The following is a 14,494-nucleotide window of genomic DNA, read 5'->3' on the forward strand; positions in this document are numbered from 1 at the left end:
AGAAACACTTACATTTTGTAAGGAATGTGCTATACTCATTGAAGAGGTGAGGAAGATGGAAAAAGTAAAAACAGAATCGTTTGTACTTTGTCCCAAATTTGAAAAATCATTTTCAATACTTGGTAAAAAATGGAATGGTTTAATTATTGATGTTTTATTAGAACGAGGTCCTCAACGTTTTGGCGAATTAAAAGAAAAAATTCCAATGTTAAGTGATCGTGTCTTAGTAGAGCGATTGAAGGAACTAGAAGCTGAAGGAATTATCACCAAAGCTGTTCGTTGCGGTGAAGGAAATCGCTTAGAATATTTCCTAACCGAAAAAGGCGAAGACTTGCAATTAGCAATGGAACAAATTCAACATTGGGCAGAAAAATGGGTAAAAGACGAAGAATGCAGTTGACCGCAAGCAAAACTTCTTGTAAACTAAACGTAATTAAATAACTAAAAAAACAGTGATGGAAACAAGTAGTTTGAATTGACGTGTTTTAGGGAGAGTCAGCCAGAGACTGGAAGCTGATTTACACAGTCACCAAGCGAAATTCACTTCCTGAGTTTGTTTGTTTTCAAGAAGAAAGCAAACCGGTAATTGCCGTTAAATGAAATGAGTGCATGACAACAATTTGTTATGAATTAGGATGGTAACACGATAGCTCGTTCCTTTGAAAGGAATGGGTTATCGTTTTTTTTAGTTTAAATAAAAGATAGAGGGGAACGCATAATGACATTACAAGCGCAATTAGAAGCTCTTAGAGACAATACGCTCAAAGAAATCGCACAAGTTGCTACTTTAAAAGAATTAAACCAAATTCGCGTAGAAACATTAGGGAAAAAAGGGCCAATCACCGAAGTATTAAGAGGCATGAAAAACCTTTCACCAGAAGAACGACCAGTGGTGGGGGGCTTTGCAAATGAAATTCGTGATTTATTAACAGAAGCAATTGAAGCGCGCAAAGTTGTTTTAGAAAACGAAGCGTTAAATGCGGCACTAAAAGAAGAAAGTTTAGATGTAACTTTACCTGGAAAACAAATGCCTCAAGGCACACGTCATATTTTGACACAAGTTATGGAAGAGATTGAAGATATTTTCTTAGGCATGGGTTATCAAGTAGTGGAAGGATACGAAGTAGAATCGGATCACTATAATTTCGAACGCATGAATCTACCAAAAGATCATCCAGCACGCGACATGCAAGATACGTTTTATATTTCAGATGAGATGTTAATTCGTACGCATACTTCACCAGTTCAAGCTCGAACAATGGAAAAACACGATTTTTCAAAAGGTGCATTACGAATGATTTCTCCTGGGAAAGTATTCCGTCGTGATACAGATGATGCGACACATAGTCACCAATTCCATCAGATTGAAGGCCTTGTTGTCGATAAAAATGTCACAATGGGTGATTTAAAAGGGACGTTAGAAGTCATGATGAAAAAAATGTTTGGTGAAGATCGTAAAATTCGTTTACGTCCTAGCTATTTCCCTTTTACAGAACCTTCAGTCGAAGTAGATGTTAGCTGTTTTAAATGTGGCGGCGCAGGTTGTAACGTCTGCAAACATACAGGTTGGATTGAAATTTTAGGTGCGGGGATGGTTCATCCAGATGTGTTACAAATGTCAGGGATTGATCCAACAGAGTACTCAGGCTTTGCCTTTGGCTTAGGACCAGATCGCGTTGCTATGTTACGTTATGGTGTAAATGATATCCGTAATTTTTATCAAAATGATTTACGTTTCTTAAATCAATTCAAGGTAAAGGAGTAGTTGAAAAATGTTAGTTTCTTATAAATGGTTAAATGAATATGTTAATCTTTCAAACGTTACTCCGCAAGAATTAGCGGACAAAATGTCTGTGACAGGTATCGAAGTTGAGGGCGTTGCTGTACCTGAAGAAGGATTAAAGAAAATTGTTGTCGGTGAAGTAAAAGAATGTGTTCCTCATCCAAACTCTGACCACTTATCAATTTGCCAAGTAGACATCGGTGAAGAAGAGTTGTCACAAATTGTTTGTGGAGCACCAAATGTGAAAGCCGGAATTAAAGTCATCGTGGCGTTACCTGGTTCAAGAATTGCAGGAAATCAAAAAATTAAAAAAGGTAAAATGCGTGGCGAAGTCTCTAACGGAATGATTTGTTCGTTAGAAGAGCTAGGATATTCAGATAATGTCGTACCAAAAGCCTACGCTGAAGGGATTTATTATTTACCTCAAGAAGCAGTGAATGGGACACCTGTTTTCCCTTATTTAGACATGGATGATGCGATTATTGAATTATCAATTACACCAAACCGTGCAGATGCATTAAGTATGAGAGGGGTAGCCTATGAAGTTGGCGCAATTTATCGTCAAACGCCTCAGTTTAATGATCCCAAACTCAAAGAAGATGCTTCAGATAACGTGGAAAATTACGTAACAGTGACTGTTGAAGATTCACAAGATGCACCAGCGTATCAAATTCGTGTCATTAAAGATGTGACGATTGCAGAAAGTCCTCAGTGGTTGCAAAACCGATTGATGAATGAAGGAATCCGTCCGATTAACAATGTGGTGGACGTGACAAATTATATTTTATTATTATTTGGTCAACCATTGCATGCATTTGATTATCAAAAATTAGATAGTAAAGAAATCTTGGTTCGTCGAGCAACAGCAGCAGAAGAACTAATTACATTAGATGGTGAAACACGTCAATTAACAGAAGAAAATATCGTCATTACGAATGGAAAAACGCCTGTCGGCTTAGCCGGTGTAATGGGTGGGGCTAATTCTGAAATCAGTCAAGAAACAACAACTGTGGCTTTAGAAGCGGCATTGTTCAATCCATTGTCTATTCGCAAAACGTCTAAACAATTCAATTTACGGAGTGAATCTTCAAGTAGATTTGAAAAAGGCATCAACCAAGCGACAGTTGGGCTAGCTTGTGATGTGGCAGCCGCGATGATTGCAGAGTTAGCCGACGGAACAGTAGTCTCAGGCACTGCAATTGGTTCTGAAGTGGCCGTTAAAGAAGCGCAGGTAGCTGTGACTTTAGAACGAATCAACCAATATTTAGGCACTGCATTAGATGAAGCAACGGTGAATGAAATTTTTGAAGCACTCGGTTTTGCTTATGAAGTAAATCAAGGCGCCTATGAAATTACGATTCCACCAAGACGTTGGGATATTGCGATTGAAGCAGATATTATTGAAGAAGTGGCGCGCATTTATGGATATGATCATTTACCTTCAACATTGCCAAGTGGAGAAACAGTTGCTGGAAGTCTAACCAAAGCACAACATGTTACGCGCCAATTAAAGAGCTTACTGGAAGGTCATGGTACGAGTGAAGCCATCAGCTATGCGTTGACAACAGAAGAAAAATCCCGTCAATTTATGATGAAAGAAAGTCAAACAACACGGTTGCAATGGCCAATGAGTGAAGAGCGTTCTGTGTTACGTATGAACTTAATTTCTGGTTTATTAGATGATGTCGCATACAATGTGGCACGTAAAAATAATAATATCGCCTTCTACGAAGTAGGACGCGTTTTCTACCAAACAGAAGATCCAACAAAAAATTTACCTACAGAAGAAAATCACTTAGCACTTGCTTTAACTGGTAATACAATGGTTAAAGATTGGCAAACAAAAGCAACAGCCGTTGATTTTTATACAGTAAAAGGCTTAGTGGAAAGTATTGTAGCTGTTTTAGGATTAACAGAAAAAATCAGTTATCAAGCGACAACGGCGATTCCAGAAATGCATCCAGGCCGGACAGCATGGATTTATTTAGAAGATGAAGTGGTTGGTTTTGTCGGACAAGTTCACCCAACGACAGCGAAAGCGTACGATATTCCTGAAACATATGTTGCTGAATTAAACTTGCAACAATTAGTAGCCACAGAAGCAGGCGGGGTTACTTATGAAGCAGTTTCTAAATTCCCAGCAGTTTCTCGAGATATTGCTTTATTAGTCGATGAAACAGTTACCAATCAAGAACTAGTTAAAACTATTTCAGATAACGCAGGTAAATATTTGAAAGAGATTCATTTATTTGATGTATATCAAGGTGAAAAACTAGGCGCTGGCAAAAAATCAATGGCGTATAGTTTAACTTTCGTTAATGCAGAAGCGACATTAGTGGATGAAGAAATTAACCGTTCAATGGAAAAAGTTGAAAAAGCGCTAATTGAAAAACATCAAGTAGAAGTAAGATAAAATAAAAACAGGAAAGTGGGGCATAAGTCGAAATGACTTATGCCCCACTTTCTAAATCTTAAGATAATCAGCTGAACAAAAGCAGCTCCTTCGGAAATAAGCCGAAATTCTCCAAAAATTAAAGAACAATTTTCGGAAATTCCTTCTTATTTCTTGGAGCTAAACACTTTTGTCTCAGCCTCCTGTTTTTAACTACATTAATAACTTTTCGCCCAATTTCGTGAAAGCCAACGTGAAAATTGTGAGATACTAAAGTTAATAATGAAATAAATTAGGGCGACGATTCCGTAAATAGTGAATACTTGTCCTGTTTGTGCGTAGCGCCCCATTAAGATATAAGATTTGCCAAAGAGTTCTTGCAAAGCAATCACGGAATACAAGAAACTTGTATCCTTGATGACAGTAACAAACTGAGAAACGATCGCTGGTAAAACATTGCGAATGGCTTGAGGCAAAACAATATGATAAAGAATTTGCCAATTTGAAAACCCTTGAGAACGTGCCGCTTCAATTTGTCCTTTATCAACACCATTTAAACCACCACGAATAATTTCCGCTAAAGCAGCGGTGGTAAACACAGTAAAACTCACAATTCCAGCAGGTGTGGATTTGATTTTGAAAATTAAAAAAATAACATAAATCCACAATAAGTTTGGAATATTACGCACTACTTCTACATAAATACTGGCAAGTAACTTCAGTGGTCCATTGGTTTGATTTCGCAAAACGGCTAGAATGGTGCCAAAAATCGTACTCAAAATAATTGAGACGAAGGAAATATAGAGCGTCAATTTTAAGCCGTTAAATAGAAATTGAAAATTATTTGCTGTCAGTAATTGACGCATTTCTTCTGAAAAAGGCATCTGTTTTCCTCCTATCTACTATATGCTTTCTTATTTTTTTCTTCCATTTTTCTAGCCAAATTCGCTAATGGGAAGCAAAGAATGAAATATAAGAAACCAGCAAGCGCAAAGGCGGGAATGTAGTTCAAGTTGACAGACGACCAACTATTGGCAGCAAACATTACGTCAGCGCCAGAAATAATGGCAACTGTTGACGTATTTTTAATTAGGTTCACTACTTGATTGGTTAAAGGCGGTAACATAATCCGCCATGCTTGTGGTAAAATCACATACCGCATCGTTTGACCATACGTTAATCCTTGGGAGTAAGCCGCTTCAAATTGCCCTCTTGGGACAGCTCCGATTCCTGAGCGAACCACTTCAGAAATGTAGGCGCCATGATAGAGGCCTACACACAGAATGGCAATCGTAGTAATAGAAAATGAAAGCAGCGGGCTTAGCAGAGGAAAACCATAATAGACTACGATAAATTGAATCAACAAAGGTGTGTTTTGAAAAAATTCTACATAGACACGACTAATTGCGTGTAAAAGTTTACTTTTGGTCGCTGATAAACTGCCAAAGAAAATGCCTAAAGCAAAGGCAACTAAGATCGCTCCTAAAGAAAGCAGAATAGTATAGAGAAATGCCTGACCAAAAATTCGCCAATCTTGAAATAAAGCTTCCCAACGATATAAGGCAAATGGCCCTTCTTCCAGCCAGGAAATATTGGCTAACAAAAACATAAAAATCCCTCCTAAAATTTTTGATTCTTCAAGTCTTAGGAATGATTAATTTTTTAAGCCCCAGTCTTGATAAATTTTTTCTAGTGTGCCATCTTTTTCCCATTTTTCAATTAAACCATTTAGATAATCATTTAATTCAGTATTTGCTTTCTTTGTGGTAATTCCATATTCTTGTGGCGAAAAACCATCTTTTAAAATTTCTGTCTTGCCATCCACATAGCCAGATAGGATTGATTTATCCACTGAAAATGCATCAATTCGTTTAGAAGTTAACGCTGTTTTTAATTCTGGATAGGAACCTAATTCTTGATAAGTAAATTTGATTCCTTCCTCTTGCGCTTTTTTCTCTAAGTTTTCTTTTGTCGTAGCAGATTGTGCAACGCCAATTGTTTTTCCGTCTAAATCTTTCATGCTGGAGAAGTTATCCTCTTTGCGCACAAGGAAACCAATCTCATCTGTATAATAAGGAGTTGTAAAATTATAAGTCTTTTTACGTTCATCAGTAATTGTAAATGTAGCAATTACCATATCTAGTTCACCATTGTCTAAAAGGGGACCGCGCGTTTTCGCTGTCACGCCCACAAATTCCACATTCTCTTCACTGCCGGTAATTTCTTTCGCAATCAAGCGTGCAATATCTGGTTCCATTCCTTCATTTTTGTTTGTATCAGGATTCATATAGCCAAAATTAGGAATGTCTTCTTTGACACCTACTTTAATTTTCCCTGCTTTTTTTAATTGTTCTACTGTGACCGTTTTGTTTGATGAAGCACTTTTGGAAGTTGAGTCATTGTTGCCGCTACCACAGCCCACAATGATGCCTGCTAATACAAGTAGGGAGAGTCCAGCCAGCCATTTATTTTGTTTTTTCATTCCTTCATTCCTCCAATTTTTTGTTTTTTATTCATTACCCGTTATGAATAATTTTACTTAGAAATTCTTTTGCACGAGGGTTTTCAGTGCTTGTAAAGAAATGTTCAGGCGTTCCTTGTTCAATAATCTGTCCTTGGTCCATGAAGATTACACGGTCAGCCACTTGACGAGCAAAGCCCATCTCATGTGTGACACAAACCATGGTAATATTTTGTTTGGAAAGATCGACCATTACATCTAAAACTTCTTGAATCATTTCTGGATCAAGTGCCGAAGTCGGTTCATCAAAAAGGATAATCTCAGGATGCATATTTAAGGCACGAGCAATAGCGACCCGTTGTTGCTGCCCGCCAGAAAGCTGCGAAGGATAAGCAGAAGCTTTATCAGCCAAACCGACTCGTTCTAAATACTCCATGCCAGTACGAACCGCTTCTTCTTTGGAAACGCCCATCACTTTAATCGGTGCTAACGTTAAATTATCAATAATCGTTTTGTGAGCATATAAGTTAAAATTTTGAAAGACCATGGCAACTTTCTGGCGAACCTTTTGAATCGGTGCTTTCGGTTTGGTGATGTCAATGTTATCAATTACGACGGAACCATCATTGACTTTTTCCAATTGGTTCATACACCGAATTAATGTACTTTTGCCAGAGCCAGAGGGTCCGATAATGACAATTTTTTCTCCTTGTTCTACATTCAAAGTAATATCTTTTAAAACGTGATGCTCCCCAAAATACTTATTTACATGTTCTAAAGAAATCATAGGCAGTCTCCTTTGCAATCATTTGGTAGAAAAGATAACAGAGGATTCGGTGAGAAACGTGTTATTTAAATTAAATTAACCAAATGTATTTCTAATTGTATTCTCAATGTTAGGAATTATAACATACAAAAAAATGAATTACTAGTTTTTTAATCGAAAAAGATTTCCTTCAAAAAAAGAAATAAATGAGAGCAAAACAGGAAAAATTGACAATAGTCCTTAAAAAGTAGAAAATAAAGGCAGTGAATAAAAGGCAAAGGTAGGATGAGAATGAGCAATCAAGAAGCCATTGGATTAATTGATTCTGGCGTTGGTGGATTAACTGTTTTAAAGGAAGCGCTAAAACAATTACCAAATGAACGATTAATTTATTTAGGAGATACAGCCCGTTGCCCATATGGTCCACGACCAGCCGAACAAGTCGTTCAGTTTACTTGGGAAATGGCCGATTTTTTATTGAAAAAACGAATAAAAATGCTAGTAATCGCGTGTAATACCGCGACGGCTGTCGCATTAGAAGAAATTAAAGCTGCCTTGCCAATTCCAGTTGTCGGTGTTATTTTACCTGGCGCACGAGCAGCCGTTAAAGTCACAAAAAATAACAAAATTGGTGTCATAGGTACCTTAGGGACAATCAAAAGTGCTTCCTATGAAATCGCCATTAAAAGTAAGGCACCAGCAATTGAGGTGACTAGTTTAGCTTGCCCTAAATTTGTCCCCATTGTTGAAAGTAATCAATATCGTTCTTCCGTAGCAAAAAAAATTGTGGCAGAAACACTTCAAGCATTACAATTAAAAGGACTTGATACGTTGATTTTAGGTTGTACCCATTACCCGTTGTTACGTCCGGTGATTCAAAATGTGATGGGGAGTCATGTGACATTAATTGACTCAGGAGCCGAAACAGTTGGCGAAGTTAGCATGCTTCTCGATTATTTTGACATTGCCCATACGCCTGAAGCGCCTACACAGCCCCATGAATTTTATACAACTGGTTCTGCAAAAATGTTTGAAGAGATTGCAAGCAGTTGGCTTGGTATAGAGAACTTAAAAGCACAACAGATTCACTTAGGAGGAAACGAAAATGATTAGACATGATAGTCGTGCACCAAAAGAATTGCGAAAGATCACTATTGAAACCAATGTTTTTAAACATCCAGAAGGTTCGGTGGTTATTTCGTTTGGTGATACAAAAGTAATTTGCTCAGCCACTGTCGAAGAAAAGGTTCCCCCATTTTTAAGAGGCGCGGGAACAGGTTGGGTAGCAGCTGAATATAGCATGCTCCCTCGAGCGACGAACACAAGAAATATTCGGGAAAGTGCGAAAGGAAAATTAACAGGGCGAACAATGGAGATTCAACGTTTGATTGGGCGGTCATTGCGAGCTGTTGTTGACTTAGAAAAGTTAGGGGAACGGAGCATTGTTGTCGATTGTGATGTGATTCAAGCAGATGGGGGAACCCGTACAGCTAGTATTACAGGCGCTTTTGTTGCTCTACGCTTAGCAGTCAATCATTTATTGATGACTGGTGCGCTAGCGGAAGACCCGATTAAAGAGCATTTAGCAGCTGTCAGCGTGGGCATTTTACCCGATGGTTATTGTGTGCTGGACTTAGATTACGCAGAGGACTCGAATGCTGCAGTGGATATGAACATCGTGATGACCGAGTCTGGTGAATTTGTGGAAATTCAAGGAACGGGTGAAGAAGCTACCTTCTCAGGAGATGAGTTAAATGCTATGCTCTTTTATGGAAAAACAGGGATTGAGGAATTAATTGCGTATCAGAAAGAAGCGCTTTATGCTTTAGCCTCTGAAGAAGTCCCTTCGCAAGATTCAGAAGAGAAAGTGATTGTCATTGCAACTAGAAATCCTGGTAAAGCGAAAGAGTTTAGTTCAATTTTTGGTGAAAAAGGATATACAGTTAAGACGTTATTAGATTATCCGAATTTGCCAGATGTAGAAGAAACTGGTCAAACATTTGAAGAAAATGCTCGTCTAAAAGCTGAAACAATTGCAGAAATTTTACAGAAACCAGTATTAGCAGATGATTCAGGATTAATTGTTGATGCGTTAGGGGGAATGCCAGGAATCTATTCTGCTCGTTTTGCTGGTGAACCAACTAACGATGCTTCAAATAATGCGAAACTATTGCACGAGTTAACGGGCGTGCCAAAAGAAAAAAGACAAGCGCGTTTCCATTGTACATTGGTTTTTGCTGAACCAAAGAAAGAAAGTCTGGTGGTCGAAGCTGAATGGCCAGGAGAAGTCGGTACGATTCCTCGTGGTGAAGGAGGCTTTGGGTACGATTCACTTTTCTATGTTCCAGAGCTTGGTAAGACGGCAGCTGAATTGTCTGGAGAAGAGAAAAATAAAGTCAGTCATCGTGGACAAGCAGTGGCAAAATTAAAAGAACAATGGGAAGAATGGCTAAAAAAATAGGAGTTGAAACGTATGAAAATCTTGGTAGTAAGCGATAACCATGGCGATCGCGACTGTTTGGTTGACTTAGTGAATCATTATGAAGGACAAGTCGATGCACTCTTTCACTGTGGTGATTCTGAATTAGAACCGACAGATGAACTTTGGCAAAAATTCATTGTAGTGCAAGGAAATTGTGATTTTTATGATGAATTTCCCAAAACTGTGACTAAAAAAGTGGGGGATCAAGTTATTTATATGACACATGGTCATTTGGCCAATGTTAGAATGGGTCTCACGACACTTGCTTTACAAGCGGAAGAAGCAGGAGCGACAATTGCCTTATTTGGTCACACTCATGTACTCGGTGCAGAGCGACACAATAACATTCTCTTTGTTAATCCGGGAAGTATTCGTTTACCTCGTGGACCAGTTCAAGAGAAAACATATGCCATAATTGAAAGTACACCTGAACAATATCTCGTTCAGTATTATAACAAAGAGCACCAACCGTTGGAACGATTAAAGGCAACGTTTACGAAGTAAGTGAATGTTAAGAAATAAGTGCTACTTTTTTATTTATCAGATTTTGAGCGTAGGACAAAAATCCAAAAGAGATTTTTGTCCTACGCTCTTTTTTTAGTCGACTTGGATAACCTTTAAGCCGGTCTTACGAAGTTCTGTAATTAAAGTTGATGAGCAATGTTTGTCTGTAATCAAACAATCAAAAGCGGTAATATCAGCAATTTTAAATTTAGAAGTCAAGCCGATTTTTCGATGGTCCGCGACCAGAATTTTTACTTTTGTTGTTTGTTTTATCATAAGCTCATTAATTTTTGCTTCATTGAAAATTTTTGTAGTGACGCCATGTTCTAAACTGACCCCGCTACAGCCAATTACGCAAACATCGGCATGCGTTGCGGTGATTGTGTTAATGGCAATATCTCCTACCAGAACTTCTTTGGGAAAACGTAATTCGCCTCCGGTCAAAATATAATTGTATTGAGAAACATGAGGCTTGGTGGCAATTTTTAAATTATTCGTTACGATGGTCAGATGGTCGGCCTTTAAATAATGGAGAATATTCAAAGCAGTGGAACTCGAATTAATGAAAACGGTATCATAATCACTTAGATAGCTACAAGCAACACGAGCAATGGCTTGTTTTAATAACTCCGGTCCTGATTGATCAAAGTCTTTCTGATTTTGGTCGTTGTAAATACAATACCCATATTTTCGAATGATGTCATTCTTAGTTTCTAAGACATTTAAATCACGACGAATTGTGCTTAAGGAAACATTTAAAGCATCTGCTAATTTATAGGTAGTCATTTGTTTGTTTTTTTGCAGCAGCGCGAGAATATTTTGTTGCCTTTTTTCAATGGTTTCTAATGAACTTTTCAAGTAATACAACCTCCTTTAGTTATTTCTTTGGACACGGTCCCCCATGAAATAGTATAACTCATAGGAAAACAAAACACGTAAAAGAATCATTAAAAGTGCAAACAATCATATAAAAGGGTTTTCATTGTGATTTTTTGCGGCTATGATTTTCTTATAAAGCATAACACAATCATTTGAGAAGAGGAGTGGTAGCATGAGCAAATCGATTCATGAAATTACAAAAGAAAGTTGGTTGAAGGCGACATTTCCAGAATGGGGCACTTATTTAAACGAAGAAATTAATCAGACAAATGTGCTTCAAGGAACGGTTGCACTCTGGTGGCTTGGTTGTACAGGCATTTGGCTGAAAACGCATGAGAACACGAATATTTTATGTGATTTATGGTGTGGAACAGGAAAACAAACGCACGGGAACGGCTTAATGAAAAATGGCCATCAAATGATGCGCATGAGTGGTTGCCAAAAAATGCAACCTAATTTAAGAACACAACCTTTTGTGATTGATCCTTTTGAAATAAAAGAGGTAGATGCTTTAGTTGTCACACATATTCATTCAGACCATTTGGATATTCACACAGCTGCTGCTGTTCAGCAAAATTGTCCTAAGGCTCTATTTATTGGTCCAAAAGAAGTAGTGAAAACATGGCAGCGTTGGGGTGTTCCGGCAGAAAAAACACGGGTTATAGAGCCTGGTCAAGAAATAAAAGTGAATGATGTGAATGTAGTGGCCTTGGAAGCTTTTGATCGAACCGCGCTAATTACTTCTGATGATTCTGAAAATACATTTAAAGGTAAAATGCCTCAGGACATGAATGAACTAGCTGTCAATTATCTATTTGAAACCTCAGGTGGTACGGTATATCACGCCGGAGACTCTCATTATTCTAACTTGTTTGCGAAACATGGTAATCAATATGCAATTGATGTTTGCTTAGGAGCATATGGCGAAAATCCTCGCGGTATCACAGATAAAATAACTTCTGTTGATATGTTGAGAATGGCAGAATCTTTAAATGCGAAAGTAGTCATTCCCGTTCATTATGATATTTGGTCTAATTTTATGGCGGATCCAAAAGAAATCATGGAAATTTGGAAATTTAAAAAAGATCGTTTACATTATCAATTTAAACCATATATTTGGCAAGTGGGTGGCAAATTTGTTTATCCAGATGACAAAGACAACTTAGAATTTAACTTTGATCGTGGCTTTGATGATGTTTTTGTTAAAGAAAATGATACACCATTTCCTTCATTCTTGTAAGAAAGGCTGGATGTACAATGTTAACTTATTTTTGGGAGCAAGAGCTTATTCATTACCCTGATAAAGAACCGGTTAGTTGGCAAGAGGCGATTCAGGAAAGTTGTTTGATTTTACTCCAAAAACACATCATCGATCAGAGTTACGTCGATGAGATTATCCAGTGTGTCGAAACGTTTGGACCTTATATCATCATTGCTCCTGAAGTAGCCATGCCACATTCATCAGAGGAAAGCGCAGGTGTTTTTGGAACGGCCATTTCTTTTACAAAATTTAAGCAAGCAGTCACTTTTGCTGGCGATCAAGAAGCAAAAACAGCAACCTTATTTTTTACATTGGCAGCCCAAAATCCCGCCGAACATCTTGAAAATATTCAGCAATTGATGGATTTATTGATGACGGATGGCGTGATTGCTGACTTGTTAGAAACAAATACGCCAATGGATTTTAAAGAAGTTATGGAGAAATATCAATTATAGGGGGAAAAATCAATGGGGGAGTTCTTGTTAAATAGTTGGACTTATTTTGCTACGAACGTTTTAACACAGCCAGCATATTTGATTGGTTTCATCGTGTTATTAGGTTATCTCTTGTTACGGAGGCCCTTTTATGAATGTTTAGCAGGTTTTCTGAAAGCGACAGTTGGTTATTTTATTTTGAGTGTTGGTTCTGGTGGTTTGGTTAATAATTTTCGCCCTATTCTAGTAGGCTTGAAAGAGCGATTTAATTTACAGGCAATGGTTACCGATCCATATTTTGGGCAAAATGCAGTCGATGCCGGATTGATGAAAACCTTTGGACGAACCTTTGGTGATGTGATGATTTTGTTATTGATCGCATTTATTATGAATATTTTGTTGGTTCGTTTTCAAAAATATACAAAATTGAGAGCCGTTTTTACAACAGGGAATGTTCAGATTCAACAAGCAGCTACCGCTTTCTGGATTTTACTCTTTTGTTTTCCTAACTTAGGTAGGATCGAAGTACTAATTTTTATGGGCTTAATTCTTGGGTGTTATTGGGCAGTTGCTTCAAATTTAACGGTAGGGATTACGCAGGAATTAACAGAAGGTGCTGGTTTTGCGGTAGCCCATCAACAAATGTTTGGCATATTTATTTTTGCAAAATTAGCAGAATGGTTGAAAAAACGTGATCAAAAGAAACATCGTTCAGAGAAGGTCGATAAAAAATTGGAAGATATCGAATTACCAGGATTTCTATCCATTTTTAATGAAAATATGGTTGCTACGTCCATTTTGATGCTCTTTTTCTTTGGCATTATCTTGCTTGTTTTGGGACAAGATTATTTAATTCAAGCTAAATTTATGCAAGAAGGGCAGAGTTTCTTCTTTTATATCATGACCACTTCATTAAATTTTGCTGTCTATTTAGCTATCTTACAATTAGGCGTTAGAACCTTTGTCGACGAGTTGACGCAGTCATTCCAAGGGATTTCAAATACCATTTTACCAGGCGCTGTTCCTGGGATTGACGTAGCAGCGACTTTCGGATTTGGCTCGCCCAACGCAGTAACAATTGGGTTTCTCTTTGGCGCATTAGGCCAGTTTTTAATGATTGGCTTACTGATTCTATTAAAGTCTCCGACAATCGTTATTGCGGGTTTTATCCCATTGTTTTTTGATAACGCTGTCATAGCTGTTTATGCAAATAATCGTGGCGGAGTAAAAGCTGCTTGTTTATTCCCCTTCCTTTCAGGTTTAATCCAAGTAGGTGGCTCAGCTTTATTTGCTACATGGATTGGATTATCTCAATATGGCGGTTATTTGGGTATGTTCGATTGGGCGACAGCTTGGCCGTTATTTACAATCATTATGAAAGTTCTAGGCTATGTTGGCGTAGCAGTGGTGGTGATTGGGTTACTAATAATTCCGCAACTTCAGTATCGAAAAAATCCAGAAGGTTACTTTATGATTGTCAATGATTATGAACAATATGCTAAAAAATTTCAAGAGAATTAAAGGAGGAATTT

General features: G+C 37.8%; 14 protein-coding genes and 1 other annotated feature. Of the genes, 9 read left to right on the plus strand and 5 right to left on the minus strand.

Going from position 1 to position 14,494, the window contains the following annotated elements; translation table 11 throughout:
- Window positions 1–55: 55 nt before the first annotated feature.
- The 3 genes from IGL90_RS04410 to pheT all read left to right on the plus strand — a co-directional run bounded on the left by IGL90_RS04410 (window position 56) and on the right by pheT (window position 4,196).
- Entirely contained in the window at window positions 56–400 is a 345-nt protein-coding gene (locus IGL90_RS04410; protein WP_002358035.1) for a winged helix-turn-helix transcriptional regulator, read from the plus strand.
- A 43-nt stretch (window positions 401–443) separates the two neighbouring features.
- Window positions 444–662, plus strand: a binding site (T-box leader).
- A 56-nt stretch (window positions 663–718) separates the two neighbouring features.
- Window positions 719–1,765 (plus strand): phenylalanine--tRNA ligase subunit alpha, encoded by a 1,047-nt coding sequence (gene pheS, locus IGL90_RS04415; protein WP_002358034.1) that lies wholly within the window; start codon window positions 719–721, stop codon window positions 1,763–1,765.
- A gap of 7 nt (window positions 1,766–1,772) precedes the next feature.
- Complete coding sequence (pheT, locus tag IGL90_RS04420) at window positions 1,773–4,196, plus strand: phenylalanine--tRNA ligase subunit beta (protein WP_048737753.1); 2,424 nt, start codon at window positions 1,773–1,775, stop codon at window positions 4,194–4,196.
- Window positions 4,197–4,393: 197 nt separating this feature from the next.
- Here pheT and IGL90_RS04425 read toward each other — a convergent pair whose 3' ends face one another.
- The 4 genes from IGL90_RS04425 to IGL90_RS04440 are packed head-to-tail and all read right to left on the minus strand — an operon-like array spanning window position 4,394 to window position 7,423.
- Entirely contained in the window at window positions 4,394–5,059 is a 666-nt protein-coding gene (locus tag IGL90_RS04425; RefSeq protein ID WP_002384721.1) for an amino acid ABC transporter permease, read from the minus strand.
- A gap of 11 nt (window positions 5,060–5,070) precedes the next feature.
- A complete protein-coding gene (locus IGL90_RS04430; RefSeq protein WP_002363695.1) occupies window positions 5,071–5,784 on the minus strand; it encodes an amino acid ABC transporter permease in 714 nt (237 codons plus the stop codon).
- Between the two features lie 45 nt (window positions 5,785–5,829).
- On the minus strand, window positions 5,830–6,657 hold the full coding sequence (locus IGL90_RS04435; protein ID WP_002360586.1) for a transporter substrate-binding domain-containing protein: 828 nt from the start codon (window positions 6,655–6,657) through the stop codon (window positions 5,830–5,832).
- 34 nt (window positions 6,658–6,691) lie between these two features.
- Window positions 6,692–7,423, minus strand: a complete 732-nt coding sequence (locus IGL90_RS04440; RefSeq protein WP_002361604.1) for an amino acid ABC transporter ATP-binding protein — start codon at window positions 7,421–7,423, stop codon at window positions 6,692–6,694.
- 264 nt (window positions 7,424–7,687) lie between these two features.
- On the opposite strand from IGL90_RS04440, the gene racE reads away from it, so the two are divergent.
- Genes racE through IGL90_RS04455 form a run of 3 tightly spaced genes read left to right on the plus strand, consistent with a single transcriptional unit; the run spans window position 7,688 to window position 10,388 of the window.
- Entirely contained in the window at window positions 7,688–8,515 is an 828-nt protein-coding gene (gene racE / locus IGL90_RS04445; RefSeq protein ID WP_002358027.1) for a glutamate racemase, read from the plus strand.
- The gene (gene rph, locus IGL90_RS04450) at window positions 8,508–9,863 is read left to right on the plus strand and encodes a ribonuclease PH (RefSeq protein ID WP_016629989.1); all 1,356 of its coding nucleotides are present in this window, start codon (window positions 8,508–8,510) and stop codon (window positions 9,861–9,863) included. Before racE ends, rph begins: the two co-directional genes overlap by 8 nt.
- Window positions 9,864–9,875: 12 nt before the next feature.
- Entirely contained in the window at window positions 9,876–10,388 is a 513-nt protein-coding gene (locus IGL90_RS04455; protein WP_002386618.1) for a metallophosphoesterase, read from the plus strand.
- A 93-nt stretch (window positions 10,389–10,481) separates the two neighbouring features.
- Here the strand turns inward: IGL90_RS04455 and IGL90_RS04460 are convergent, their stop codons facing one another.
- Window positions 10,482–11,246: a DeoR/GlpR family DNA-binding transcription regulator gene (locus tag IGL90_RS04460; RefSeq protein WP_002382117.1), complete on the minus strand. Its 765-nt coding sequence runs from the start codon at window positions 11,244–11,246 to the stop codon at window positions 10,482–10,484.
- A gap of 193 nt (window positions 11,247–11,439) precedes the next feature.
- Here IGL90_RS04460 and ulaG point away from each other — a divergent pair, with 193 nt between their 5' ends.
- The 3 genes from ulaG to IGL90_RS04475 are packed head-to-tail and all read left to right on the plus strand — an operon-like array spanning window position 11,440 to window position 14,483.
- Window positions 11,440–12,507 (plus strand): L-ascorbate 6-phosphate lactonase, encoded by a 1,068-nt coding sequence (gene ulaG, locus IGL90_RS04465; protein WP_010827300.1) that lies wholly within the window; start codon window positions 11,440–11,442, stop codon window positions 12,505–12,507.
- Window positions 12,508–12,524: 17 nt separating this feature from the next.
- Window positions 12,525–12,983 carry a PTS sugar transporter subunit IIA gene (locus tag IGL90_RS04470; RefSeq protein WP_002358021.1) on the plus strand — a complete coding sequence of 153 codons (459 nt, stop codon included), beginning with the start codon at window positions 12,525–12,527 and terminating at the stop codon, window positions 12,981–12,983.
- Between the two features lie 12 nt (window positions 12,984–12,995).
- A complete protein-coding gene (locus IGL90_RS04475; RefSeq protein ID WP_002366460.1) occupies window positions 12,996–14,483 on the plus strand; it encodes a PTS ascorbate transporter subunit IIC in 1,488 nt (495 codons plus the stop codon).
- Window positions 14,484–14,494 lie beyond the last annotated feature (11 nt).

Source organism: Enterococcus sp. DIV1307a (assembly GCF_050537425.1).
GTDB classification, from domain to species: domain Bacteria; phylum Bacillota; class Bacilli; order Lactobacillales; family Enterococcaceae; genus Enterococcus; species Enterococcus faecalis.

Coding starts and splice junctions, on each gene's coding strand:
- IGL90_RS04410 (WP_002358035.1), top strand. CDS start 56: ATGGAAAAAGTAAAAACAGAATCGTTTGTACTTTGTCCCAAATTTGAA.
- pheS (WP_002358034.1), top strand. CDS start 719: ATGACATTACAAGCGCAATTAGAAGCTCTTAGAGACAATACGCTCAAA.
- pheT (WP_048737753.1), top strand. CDS start 1,773: ATGTTAGTTTCTTATAAATGGTTAAATGAATATGTTAATCTTTCAAAC.
- IGL90_RS04425 (WP_002384721.1), bottom strand. CDS start 5,059: ATGCCTTTTTCAGAAGAAATGCGTCAATTACTGACAGCAAATAATTTT.
- IGL90_RS04430 (WP_002363695.1), bottom strand. CDS start 5,784: ATGTTTTTGTTAGCCAATATTTCCTGGCTGGAAGAAGGGCCATTTGCC.
- IGL90_RS04435 (WP_002360586.1), bottom strand. CDS start 6,657: ATGAAAAAACAAAATAAATGGCTGGCTGGACTCTCCCTACTTGTATTA.
- IGL90_RS04440 (WP_002361604.1), bottom strand. CDS start 7,423: ATGATTTCTTTAGAACATGTAAATAAGTATTTTGGGGAGCATCACGTT.
- racE (WP_002358027.1), top strand. CDS start 7,688: ATGAGAATGAGCAATCAAGAAGCCATTGGATTAATTGATTCTGGCGTT.
- rph (WP_016629989.1), top strand. CDS start 8,508: ATGATTAGACATGATAGTCGTGCACCAAAAGAATTGCGAAAGATCACT.
- IGL90_RS04455 (WP_002386618.1), top strand. CDS start 9,876: ATGAAAATCTTGGTAGTAAGCGATAACCATGGCGATCGCGACTGTTTG.
- ulaG (WP_010827300.1), top strand. CDS start 11,440: ATGAGCAAATCGATTCATGAAATTACAAAAGAAAGTTGGTTGAAGGCG.
- IGL90_RS04470 (WP_002358021.1), top strand. CDS start 12,525: ATGTTAACTTATTTTTGGGAGCAAGAGCTTATTCATTACCCTGATAAA.
- IGL90_RS04475 (WP_002366460.1), top strand. CDS start 12,996: ATGGGGGAGTTCTTGTTAAATAGTTGGACTTATTTTGCTACGAACGTT.